Here is an 11,591-nt window from a genome sequence, read left to right on the forward strand (position 1 = left end):
ATAGTTGACGCTCGCAAGTGTGGCGGTAAAACTGTTTCCAACTAAAAAGTCAAAAAATTCCACGGGAGATACTCAATGAAATCGACAAGTTTTATGCTGAGCACGGCCTTAACGGGACTGTTTGCTTTGACCGCGACACAAGGTTCCGCAGAAACATTTCGTTGGGCCTCAACGACGGATGCGCAAACGATGGACCCACATGCCGTTAATTCGACACCTGTCCTTTCATTTCTGAATAATATCTATGAAGGGCTTGTGCGTCGTGGCCGCGACATGACGATTGAACCCTCGTTGGCCGTCTCTTGGGAGCCTCTATTTGGCGAAAATGGATGGCGTTTCAACTTGCGCGAAGGAGTGACCTTTCAGGATGGCTCCGCGTTTAATGCGCAAGACGTTTTGTTTTCGTACCAACGGGCTTCCGATGAGGCGGCGGACACGCGGTCTTGGTTTGCACCAGTAACCGAAGTGCGGATCGTGGATGACTACACCATTGATTTCATAACCGAAGCGCCAAATCCGTTGTTTCCAGACAGCATCGCGAACTTCATGATCCTCGATCAGGATTGGGCCGAGAGCAATGATGCAAGCCTTCCCGCCCGCGACGCCGAGAATTTCGCCACGATGAACGCCAACGGAACAGGGGCCTTTGCCTTGGCTAGTCGCGATCCCGGTGTTGAAACACGTCTGACGCCAAATGCCACATGGTGGGGCGACGTCGAGCACAATGTGACGGAGGCGATCTTTACGCCCATCGGCAATTCGTCTACCGGATTGGCGGCTTTGCTTTCAGGAGAAATTGACTTCATCCAACCCATTCCATTGCAGGATGCGGAACAAGTCGAAGGCCGCGATGGCTTTAAGGTTTTGGAAGGCGAAGAAACCCGCGTGATCATGTTTGGTTTTGGACATGAGCACGACGCGTTGCTGTATTCTTCTGATGTCACTGATGCCAACCCCTTTCAGGACTCCAAAGTCCGGCTTGCTGCGGCCCATGCAATTGACATGGATGCCATTGATCGCGTCATCTTTCGCGGGAAAATTGAGGCGGCCAATCAGTTGGTACCTGAAGGCATTTCCGGCTACTCAAACGCCCACACCAACCGGCCGGAATACAATCCCGAACGCGCAAAAGAATTGCTGGCCGAGGCCGGCTATCCCGACGGATTTTCCTTCGGTCTGAAATGTACAAACGACCGTTACATCAACGACGAAGCCCTCTGTCGCGCCGCCGCATCCATGTTTGCCGCTGTGGGTCTGAATGCCGAGTTGAGTACCGGACCCGTGCGCGATTACTGGACACAACTTCGCGAAGACGATTTCGATATGTTCTTGTTGGGTTGGTCCCCCGGCACGTTCGACGCCGAGCACCCGATCCGCTTTTTGCTGAACTCGCAAGACGATGAGAAAAAGCTCGGATCGTGGAACTTTGGCAACTATTCCAATGCACGCGTCGATGAATTGCTGCCACTGATCCAAGAGGAAATCGACCCAACTACACGTCAGACTATGATCGACGAAATCGTTGAGATCACCCAAAACGAGGTGGCCTATATTCCCCTTTATACCCAGCCGCTCATCTGGGCATCCAAAGACAATATCGACCTTACCCAACGCGCGGATAACTTCTTTATCTTGCGCTGGGTGACAGTGAACTAAGAAAAATATCGAGAAATCAAGGCGATGGCATTGTTTATATTCAAGCGGTTGATCCAATCCGTATTTGTGATGATCGCCGTCGCCTTTTTGGCTTTCTCGCTATTTCGCTTCGTTGGCGATCCGGTGAGCCAAATGACGGGGGTCGAGACTTCGGTCGCCGACCAAGACAGACTGCGCGAGGAATTGGGGCTGAATGATCCAATTGTTGCGCAGTTTTATCGCTTCACCAGTGATCTGCTGCATGGGGAGTTCGGCTATTCCTACCGAACGCGCCAACCCGTGGCCTCCATGATTGCCACACGTATTCCTGCGACGCTCGAGCTTGGGGTTGTTGCCCTGCTGATTTCGCTGCTCGTTGGTATTCCGGCGGGTGTCTTTACCGCCCTACGGCCAAAGGGTCTCACAAGCCAAACGATCCTTCTGACAACCCTTGTCGGGGTGTCCATTCCGACCTTTGTTATTGGCATTCTCTTGATCTTTCTGTTCGGGGTTCAGCTGGGTTGGTTGCCGACATTCGGACGGGGAGGGACCGTTCAAATTGGTGGCTGGACCTCGTCGCTCTTTACTTTAGATGGCTGGAGGTCGCTCCTTTTGCCTGCGCTGACCTTGGGCATTTACCAACTCACATTGACAATGCGATTGGTGCGCGCGGAAATGATGGAAGTGATGCAATCGGATTATATCCGCTTTGCCACCGCGCGCGGCATTCCGTATCGTTCACTGTATTTCCGCCATGCTTTGGCCAATACGATGATCCCCGTTATCACGATCATTGGCTTGCAATTCGGCGGCGTGATCGCCTTTTCCATCGTCACCGAAAGCGTGTTCCAATGGCCGGGGATGGGGCTTTTGTTCCTTGAATCCATTCGGTTTGTCGATATTCCGGTGATGGGCGTTTATTTAGTTGTCATCGCCTTTTTCTTTGTCCTCGTGAACTTACTGGTCGATTTATTATACTTCGCCATTGATCCACGGTTGCGCGTGAAGGAGGACGTCTGATGTTGGGGCGTATTTGGCGAAGCGACGGGATGTGGCTTTTCTGGCGTAGCCCTGCGGCGGTTTTGGCGGCGATTGTTGCCATTGTGATTATCGGTGGCGCGCTTCTCTCGCCTTGGATTGTTGCGACCAGCCCCTATGATCTCGCGTCGTTTTCGCTGATGGATGGCCTCCTGCCTCCGCTTTGGCAGGGGGGCGATCCGCGCTTTCCGTTGGGGACGGACGATCAGGGGCGGGATATGATCGCGGCGATACTCTTTGGCGCACGACTGTCGCTCACCATCGGGTTGATGGCGATGGCGATTGCCTCGGTGCTCGGCATTGGGCTTGGCCTTGCCGCGGGGTATTTCGGCGGCCGGTTTGATGCCATTGTAATGCGTATTGCCGATGTACAACTGGCGCTTCCCGCGATCCTGACGGCACTTTTGATTGATGGAATTTCGCGCGGATTATTGCCGCCGGATGTTCAACAGAGCTTTCGCGTGGCGGTTTTGACACTGGCCATTGCGCTATCCCTTTGGGTGAATTTTGCCCGCACGGCACGGGCATCGGTTTTTGTGGAACGCAACAAAGATTACGTTCAAGCGGCGATCATGATGGGGCAACATCCTTTGCGGGTGATGACGTATCACATCCTGCCCAATATCCTCGGCCCGCTGTTGGTCATCATGACGGTCGACCTTGCTTCGGCGATTTTGCTTGAGGCGACCTTGTCCTTCCTCGGCATCGGCCTCCCCGCCGACAGCCCCTCTCTCGGCACCTTGATCCGCATTGGTATGCAGTTTTTACTGTCGGGTGAGTGGTGGATTCTCTGGGTGCCCACGCTGTTCCTTGTGGCGCTTGTGGTGTCGATTAACATCCTTGGCGATTTTCTGCGCGACGTTTTTAATCCGAAGGTGCGATGATGCTGGAAGTTTCAGGTCTTACTGTCGAATTTCCGGGGCGTCATGGGGTTTTTACCGCCATTGAGGACGTGTCCCTGACGATTGCTCCGGGGGAAATCCATGGGCTTGTCGGTGAAAGCGGGGCGGGGAAATCGACCATCGGCGCGGCCATAATCGGCTTGCTACAGCCTCCCGGTCGGATTGCTGCGGGCACATTAACGTTGGATCAAACCGACCTGCGCGGCCTCTCGCCAAATGAGGCGCATAACGTGCGTGGTAAGCGTATTTCGATGATCTTTCAAGATCCGCAAACCAGCCTCAATCCGTTGATGACAATTGAAGATCAATTGATCGAGACCATCCTCGCGCATGAACGGATCGACGCCAGCGAGGCCCGACAACGGGCGATCGACCTGCTCGAAGAAATTGGCATTGAAAACGCAGCGCAGCGCATCCGCGCTTATCCGCACCAGTTTTCGGGCGGGATGCGGCAGCGGGTTGTGATTGCTTTGGCGCTTTGTACGAACCCTGAATTGATCATTGCGGACGAACCCACAACCGCATTGGACGTTGCCGTTCAAAGCCAAGTTTTGGAACTAATACGCAGAACAGCAGACACCCGTGGCATTGGTTTTCTCCTAATCACCCATGACATCGGCGTCATCGCCCAAATCACCGATCAGGTGACCGTGCTGCGCGGGGGAAAAGTGGTTGAAACGGGGCCAACCGAGCAAGTTCTTGGCGCGCCGCAACATGAATATACCCAAGCCTTGATGGCGGCGGTTCCTCCGCTAGATCATAAAATGCAACGCTTCCTTGTGCCAGAAAGTACCTTGCCGTCTACGGCGCAGGCGAGCGAGGATGCGAGCGAATGGCTTCGGCAAGGCGCGCAAACCTTGGGCGAAGGCTTGGACGTCACAGATATTACGGTGCGTTTTTTCGGAACTCGCACGAGCCTTTTTAAGAAACCTGCGCCCCTCGTCGCATTGGATAACGTGTCATTTTTGGTCAAGCCGGGAAGCGTTACGGGACTGGTCGGCGAAAGTGGGTCAGGGAAATCGACGCTTGCACGGGTGATCTCTGGGATGATCCAACCCGCAACAGGGCACATGCGCCTTGGCGATGAAGCGTTGCCACTCGCACGAGATCGTGGTCGAAAAGATCCCTCTCGCAGGTTGATACAGATGGTCTTTCAAGACCCCTATTCTAGCTTGAACGGACGGCATCGGATTGGAGCGATCTTGTCGGAACCGCTATCCTTATATGGGCTTGAACCAGATGCCCAGCGACGGCGGGCACTATGTGCCGCGATGATCTCATTGGTGGGCTTGCCAGCGGACACAATCGACCGTTATCCGCATCAGTTTTCCGGCGGCCAACGTCAACGGATCGCCGTTGCGCGGTCGCTCTTGGCGCGTCCGCGAGTGCTGATTTGCGATGAGCCGACCTCGGCGTTGGATGTGTCCATTCAAGCGCAAATCCTTAATCTGCTCAAAGATTTGCAGGATCGCTTTGGGCTAACGATCCTATTCATTAGCCATAACCTCGCCGTGGTGCGGCAGATGGCCGATGATGTTGTTGTTTTGAAGGGCGGGCAAGTGATTGAGGCGAGCCCCTCTGAGCAGTTCTTTGAAAATCCTCAAAGCGACTATTCCAAAAGCCTCTTGTCCCTCACGCCGTCAATGTCGTTACGAAAACCCTCGCATTCGGTCGGGTAATTCACGTGTATTTTTGCTGTTAGAAAGCTTGCGAATGCGAAGTATTAGTCGCATTATGTTGATACTTTATCTTTAATTTATCTGCGAGTTACTATGACCATGCCCCCGAATAATCGCCGTATTGTTTCATCCCGTCACTTGGCGGAGGGCGATGGCTGGGAGGCGTCGGAGTTTGAATACGGGCTGATCATTGCTCATAACGCTTTCAATCGTTGGATGCAGCGCTGTATGACGGCGGCGGGTATGCCCGAATTGTCACCGCTCGAAATTCTGGTGCTGCACAATACCAATCATCGGGATCGTGAAAAGCGCCTTACCGATATTGCGTTTTTACTGAATATTGAGGATTCCCATACGGTAACCTACGCCCTGCGAAAACTGTTAAAGCTTGGGCTGCTGACTTCGGAAAAGCGTGGTAAAGAGGTGTTTTACAAGGCGTCGGACACGGGCCAAGAGTTGTGCCAACGCTACCGTGATGTGCGGGCGCAATGCCTACTCGAATCCTTGCCCCATTCGGGATTGGCGGGCGAAGAGTTGCGAGAGATTGCTGCCGCGCTTCGGGCTATGTCGGGCCTTTTTGATCAAGCCAGTCGCGCGGCAGCCTCGCTTTAGTTATTCATTGCGTCGGGTAGGAAGGTGACGATTTGCGGGAAGATCGTGATCAATAGGGTGCCAAACAGCAACAGGAAAAAGAACGGCAAAGCCGCACGCGCAACCCGCAGGATATTGATGCCCGTTAGCCCTTGGATGACAAAGAGGTTGAAGCCAACAGGCGGCGTGATTTGGCTCATCTCGACGACTAGAACGAGGTAGATCCCGAACCAAAGCGGATCAATGCCCACGGCTTCGACCATGGGTAGGATGATCGAGGTGGTCAGGACGACAACCGAAATACCATCCAGAAAACACCCCAAAACGATAAAGAAAACCGTCAGTACGGCAAGCAGTGCATAGGGCGAAAGGTTGAACGTCGCGATCCATTCCGCCAGATGGCGCGGGATGCCAGTGAAGCCCATGGAAATGGCCAAAAATGCCGCGCCCAGAAGGATAAAGGCGATCATACAGGAGGTCCGCGTGGAGGACATCAGCGCTTCCTTGAATTGCTCCCAGCCAAAGCCGCCAGAACTGAGCGCTAGAATGGTTGCAAGCACCACGCCAACGGCAGCCGCGTCGGTGGGTGAGGCAACGCCCGTGTAAATTGTGCCAATCACCCCGCCAATCAGGAGTAGAACGGGGATCAGACGGCGGGACGCTCTGAGTTTGGCGCGAAAGGGGAGCGTGATTTCTTCGGCAGGAAAGTCCGAGGGATTGCGCCATGCGCTAAACATAACATAGCCCGCGAACAGTGAAACCAGCATGATTCCAGGCAAGATACCCGCAACAAAAAGGCGGGCGATGGATTGCTCTGTGGCTACGCCATAAACGATCAAGATGATCGAAGGCGGGATCAGGAGGCCTAAAGTAGCGGAGCCTGCGAGGGTGCCGAGGATCAGGTGTTCGGGGTAGCCGCGTTTGGTTAATTCGGGCACGGACATGCGTCCGATGGTGGCTGCTGTGGCCGCCGAGGAACCAGATACCGCTGCAAAGATCGCGCAACCAAGCACGTTGACGTGCAGCAATCGGCCCGGAACGCGGCCAAGCCATGGTGCGAGACCAGAGAACATGTCTTGGCTCAATCGCGACCGCAGCAGGATTTCTCCCATCAAAATAAAGAGGGGCAGGGCGGCGAGGGGCCAGCTGTGGCTGTGACCCCAGAGGGTGGTCGCCAAAACGAGGCCTTGCGGCGCGTTGGAAAAGAAAACGAGCGCGGCCAATGCCATGATCGTTAGGGAAATCGCAACCCAGACTCCCATAGCAAGAAGGGAGAGCAAAAGCCCAAGCAGGAGGAGGAAAATTGCGGGGTCGGACATGGGCTACTCCGATCCGGTGTCAGTGAGGATGGGGGATTTGGCGCGCAGGCTTTCGAGAAGCGTGTCGACAAAAGCGAGGGTCAAAAGCGCAAGGCCCACGACCATGGTGAGTTGCGGTATCCAGAGGGAAATGGCGATAATGCCAGTGGATTTATCCCCGTAATGCCAGCTCTCCTGTACCAAAGCGGCGGTGAAATACGTGGCATAACTCGAGACCGCCGCACCAATAACCAGCGTTCCGATCTCCAAAATCCATCTGGAGTGCTCCGGAAGGCGCTGAACCATCAGGTTGACGCGAATATGGGTGCCAGAGCGCAACGTATATGCCATGGCCATGAAACTGGCGGTGGCAAGGAAATATCCAGCAAAATCCGCATAGGACGGGATGGTGTAGGACCAATCAGGGCCGCCGATCCGCGCGAGGATATTCAAGCTGACCTGTGCTGTTACCAGTAGGCAAATCGCCACAATGGCAAGTGCCGCGATGGCGGCGGCAAAGGTATAGAGTCGATCAAGACTGGTGCGTAACATGGTGTGCCCCTCCCAAAGCAAAAAGCGCCCCGCTGTGAGCAGCGGAGCGCTTGGGGTAATGTGGGTTACTCTTGATAGGCGTTCAGGATCGCCAAGGCGTCGGGGCTTGCGCTTGCTTTCCAATTGTCGAGCATTGTCGCGCCGATGGATTGCAAACCGCTGACCAAAGCTTCGGAAGGTTCAACGATGATCATGCCGTTATCGGCCATGATTTGGGTCTTGTCGGCGGCTTCTGCTTTGGACATTTCCCAACCGCGAACTTCGGCGGCTGCGGCAGATTCTAGCACGGCAGCTTGAACTTCGGGCGCAAGCCCGTCGAAGCTGCGTTTGTTGACGACAACGATGTTTTTAGGAACCCAAGCGTCGATCGCGGTGTAATGGGACACAAAATCCCAAGCCGTGGAATTGGCACCAGTCGAGGGAGAGGTGATCATTGCTTCCACTTGGCCAGTGGCAAAGGCTTGCGCGATATCGGAGGCTTCGACTTGTACAGGGGCGGCCTTAGCGAGGGCTGCGAATTCTTCAAGGGCGGCGTTGTAAGCGCGGAAACGCAGGCCAGACAGCCCGTCGATGTCGGCGATTTCACCGTTGGTATAAAGGCCTTGGGCGGGCCATGCTACCGAGAAGAGCGGCATCAAGTCTTGTTCCGCGAGAAGGGCGGTGATGACTGGTTTTTGCGCTTCCCAAAGCTTGGTTGCATCTTCGTAGCTTGTGGCCACAAAAGGTTGGCTGTCGATGCCAAAGGCCAGATCTTCGTTGGACAGGGTAGACAAGAAAAACTCGCCGATGGGGACCTGACGAGAGCGCACAGCGGTTTTGATTTCGCCGTGGGGGAACAAAGAACCCGCCGAATGAACGGTGATTTCAAGGGCGCCATCGGTGGCTTTTGCGACATCGTCGGCAAACTGTAGGATGTTGACCGTGTGGAAGGTGCTGTCGCCATATGGTGTTGGCATGTCCCAAGTTTCCGCGAGTGCTGGGGCGGCGAGTCCAAGGCTCATGGCGAGCGTGGCTGCATATTTTAACATTTGTGATCTCCCGTTGATGGCGTTTTTATGATTGCAGTCTTTTAATGATATAACGTTGACAAATTGTCATTGTTTTGCGATTCTGGTCAAGCAGAATCTTTTTTGAACCCAGAAAAGGCATGAAATGACCAATTCCAACGGAGATATTTCGCCTGAAGTTCTGCCTATGGGGCAAGACGGGCTGATTGTGCGCTTTGCTTTGACGAGTTCTGCGCAGGCCACAAGTGCCGTGCAGCGGTTTTTCGGCATTGCGGATGCGGCAGGCCTAAAGGGTGTGCAAGAGATCGCAGCGGCATTAACCTCGGTCCTCTTCAAATTTGACCCATTGCGCACAACACGCGCGGATTTGGCGCAAGAGCTTGGAGCCTTGCTCGCACGGTTTGATTTGCAAGCGACTGAAATGCCCGACGCGATACGTCTTTGGCATATTCCGGTTCAATTTGGCGGCACAGTTGGACCGCAATTGCAGGAGGCCGCCGCGATGGCGGGGCGTTCTGAGGCGCAGGCAATAAGCGATGTGACGGACACAGACCTACGGGTGCTGACTATTGGGTTTGCGCCGGGGCAACCTTATATTGGCCTGCTCCCGCCACAGTGGGATTTGCCGCGGCAAACAGAATTGACGCCTAAAGTTCCAGCGGGGGCTTTGGTCGTGGCCGTGCGCCAATTGGTCCTTTTTGCCAACCCAAGTGTGACGGGCTGGCGGCAAATCGGGCTTTGCGCGTTTCGGCCGTTTTTACCCACACGCAGCGAGCCTATTGCCTTGCAACAGGGGGATGCATTGCGATTTTCTGCGGTCACTGAGGATGAAATGGCCCGCATTTCGGCGGATAATCCGGACGGGCTTGGCGGCGCACGTTGCGAGGTGCTCCGATGAGCGGCTCCTTGACGATTGAGCGGGCAGGCCCCAGCATGAGCGTGCAAGATTTGGGGCGGCCAAACCGTATCGCGCAGGGGCTTTCGGCGGGGGGCGCTGCGGACCGTCTTGCCTTGTTCGAGGCGACCGCGTTGTTAGGTTTGCCCGACGTGATCCCCGCGATCGAAATGGCGGGTATAGGCGGCGTGTTTAGCTGTGATGTGCCGATGCGCTTTGCCCTGACGGGTGCGCCAATGCGCGCGAGTATTGATGGGCGACCCGTTAGCTGGAACATGACGCATCTCCTTTTGCCCAATCAACGCCTGACAATTGGCGGCGCGTTGCACGGCACATATGGCTACCTTACCCCTGCCGCAGGATTGGTTGTGCCCGAGTGGATGGGCAGTATTTCGACCCACCTTGTGGCAGGGGTTGGCGAGGCTTTGGCAGCAGGGGATATTCTTGCGCTAAATCAGGATTTAAACATCGCCGCACCCGCGCAAAAACTTACACCTGACGCGCGTTTTTCTGGTGGAGCCATTCGGATGATTGCGGGGCCACAGACGGAATTCTTTAGCACCGAAACGCTGGCGCGCTTTCAAGCGACCACATTTCTCCGAAGCGCACAGGCCAACCGGCAAGGCCTGCGATTGGAGACCTCGGAGCCGCCGTTTGCCAATATTGCACCCAAAGGCTTGGCGTCCGAATTTATCATGCCGGGGGATATCCAAATGACGGGGGATGGCGTGCCTTTTGTTTTACTGTGTGAATGCCAAACGGTTGGGGGCTATCCGCGCATTGGCACGGTCGTTGCACAGGATTTACCGCTTGTGGCACAGGCCACGGCGGGAGCCCATTTGCGGTTTGAAATGGTAGCGTTGGAGGTTGCCGATGCAAGTGCCCCCAATGAGGCCGAGCAGTTGCGGGTGCTGCGAACCAAGGTGCAGCCAGCCCTGCGTGACCCCCATGATATCGCGGATTTGCTCGCATACCAATTGATCAGTGGCGTGACCGCTGGCGACGATCTGGAAAGGACGTAAAATGGCCAAGACAATCGATCTGAACGCGGACATGGGCGAGGGTTTCGGCCCATGGAAAATGGGCAATGACGCGGCCCTTCTGGATGTTGTTAGCTCCGCCAATATCGCCTGTGGTTTTCACGCAGGTGATGCGGATACAATGGCGCAAACGATGCAAGTGGCCCTTGAGAAGGGCGTCGGCATTGGCGCGCATCCAGGCTTTGCGGATTTGCAAGGTTTCGGGCGCCGTCGCATTGCCCTGTCGGACGCTGAACTTGCGCATATGGTCACCTATCAGTTGGGTGCAGCGGCAGCGATGGCACGCAGCGTTGGTGGGGAGGTTCGGCATTTAAAACTGCATGGCGCTCTGGCGAATATGGCTTCGGAATCTGAGGCGATGGCGCGGGTTTGTTATGAGGCCGCATTAAAAGTTCAGCCCGATATCATTCTGATGGTCTTGACCGCGACAGCGATGGAGGCTGTGGCAAAGGATTTGGGCTGTGCGTGGGCGGGCGAAATCTTTGCGGATCGGGCCTATAACGACGACGCGACGTTGGTTACGCGTGGCACTCCGGGGGCGGTTATTACGGACCCTGACGTGGCGGCGGTGCGGATTGTTGCGATGCTTGAAGCAGGCGGAATTATCGCCCAAAGCGGTAAGGTTATCCCGTGTCAGATTGATACCATCTGCTTGCATGGTGACGGCGAAAGCGCGGTTCCAATGGCGCGTGGGTTGCGGGCGAAACTGGAATTGTCTGGTTACGACATTCACGCATTTTAGCTCTCTGAACGATAGATGAAGACATTCCGTCGAGTTGGGGATTTCGCCTTTCTTGCGTTTGAGAAAGCGATGCTTAGAACTGAAGATTTTCTAGGCCCGAGAGGTTGAATTTATCAAAGTGAACTACCAAGTTTAGTTTGTAAGGACGCACTAAGGATTGATATAAATAGCGATGTTGGCATTGCTGTCGCTTTGAGCGGCGCTGAAAATGA

The 11,591-nt window shown here is 55.0% G+C and carries 11 protein-coding genes; 8 read left to right on the forward strand and 3 right to left on the reverse strand.

All coding sequences use genetic code 11. The features are described 5' to 3' along the window. Positions 1-75: 75 nt before the first annotated feature. From RC74_RS13860 to RC74_RS13880, 5 genes are all read left to right on the forward strand, one after another. Complete coding sequence (locus RC74_RS13860; protein ID WP_039000410.1) at positions 76-1,656, forward strand: ABC transporter substrate-binding protein; 1,581 nt, start codon at positions 76-78, stop codon at positions 1,654-1,656. 24 nt (positions 1,657-1,680) lie between these two features. Then, positions 1,681-2,655, forward strand: coding sequence for an ABC transporter permease (locus RC74_RS13865; protein ID WP_039000411.1), 975 nt, complete (start codon positions 1,681-1,683; stop codon positions 2,653-2,655). Beyond that, positions 2,655-3,557 carry an ABC transporter permease gene (locus tag RC74_RS13870; protein ID WP_039000412.1) on the forward strand — a complete coding sequence of 301 codons (903 nt, stop codon included), beginning with the start codon at positions 2,655-2,657 and terminating at the stop codon, positions 3,555-3,557. The genes RC74_RS13865 and RC74_RS13870 overlap by 1 nt, the downstream gene beginning before the upstream one ends. Then, complete coding sequence (locus tag RC74_RS13875; protein ID WP_039000443.1) at positions 3,557-5,254, forward strand: dipeptide ABC transporter ATP-binding protein; 1,698 nt, start codon at positions 3,557-3,559, stop codon at positions 5,252-5,254. Before RC74_RS13870 ends, RC74_RS13875 begins: the two co-directional genes overlap by 1 nt. 93 nt (positions 5,255-5,347) lie before the next feature. Further along, entirely contained in the window at positions 5,348-5,866 is a 519-nt protein-coding gene (locus RC74_RS13880) for a winged helix DNA-binding protein (protein WP_039000413.1), read from the forward strand. Here RC74_RS13880 and RC74_RS13885 read toward each other — a convergent pair. The 3 genes from RC74_RS13885 to RC74_RS13895 all read right to left on the reverse strand — a co-directional run bounded on the left by RC74_RS13885 (position 5,863) and on the right by RC74_RS13895 (position 8,723). Then, entirely contained in the window at positions 5,863-7,164 is a 1,302-nt protein-coding gene (locus RC74_RS13885; protein ID WP_039000414.1) for a TRAP transporter large permease, read from the reverse strand. The two genes, RC74_RS13880 and RC74_RS13885, sit on opposite strands and share 4 nt — an antisense overlap. A 3-nt stretch (positions 7,165-7,167) precedes the next feature. Beyond that, on the reverse strand, positions 7,168-7,695 hold the full coding sequence (locus RC74_RS13890) for a TRAP transporter small permease (protein ID WP_039000416.1): 528 nt from the start codon (positions 7,693-7,695) through the stop codon (positions 7,168-7,170). Between the two features lie 65 nt (positions 7,696-7,760). Continuing rightward, positions 7,761-8,723, reverse strand: a complete 963-nt coding sequence (locus RC74_RS13895) for a TRAP transporter substrate-binding protein (RefSeq protein WP_039000417.1) — start codon at positions 8,721-8,723, stop codon at positions 7,761-7,763. A gap of 124 nt (positions 8,724-8,847) precedes the next feature. Here RC74_RS13895 and RC74_RS13900 point away from each other — a divergent pair, with 124 nt between their 5' ends. The 3 genes from RC74_RS13900 to RC74_RS13910 are packed head-to-tail and all read left to right on the forward strand — an operon-like array spanning position 8,848 to position 11,379. Then, on the forward strand, positions 8,848-9,600 hold the full coding sequence (locus RC74_RS13900; RefSeq protein ID WP_039000418.1) for a 5-oxoprolinase subunit B family protein: 753 nt from the start codon (positions 8,848-8,850) through the stop codon (positions 9,598-9,600). Then, positions 9,597-10,619, forward strand: coding sequence for a 5-oxoprolinase subunit C family protein (locus RC74_RS13905; RefSeq protein ID WP_039000419.1), 1,023 nt, complete (start codon positions 9,597-9,599; stop codon positions 10,617-10,619). Before RC74_RS13900 ends, RC74_RS13905 begins: the two co-directional genes overlap by 4 nt. A gap of 1 nt (position 10,620) precedes the next feature. After that, entirely contained in the window at positions 10,621-11,379 is a 759-nt protein-coding gene (locus RC74_RS13910; protein ID WP_039000420.1) for a LamB/YcsF family protein, read from the forward strand. Positions 11,380-11,591 lie beyond the last annotated feature (212 nt).

It is taken from the genome of Falsihalocynthiibacter arcticus (assembly GCF_000812665.2).
GTDB lineage: Bacteria > Pseudomonadota > Alphaproteobacteria > Rhodobacterales > Rhodobacteraceae > Falsihalocynthiibacter > Falsihalocynthiibacter arcticus.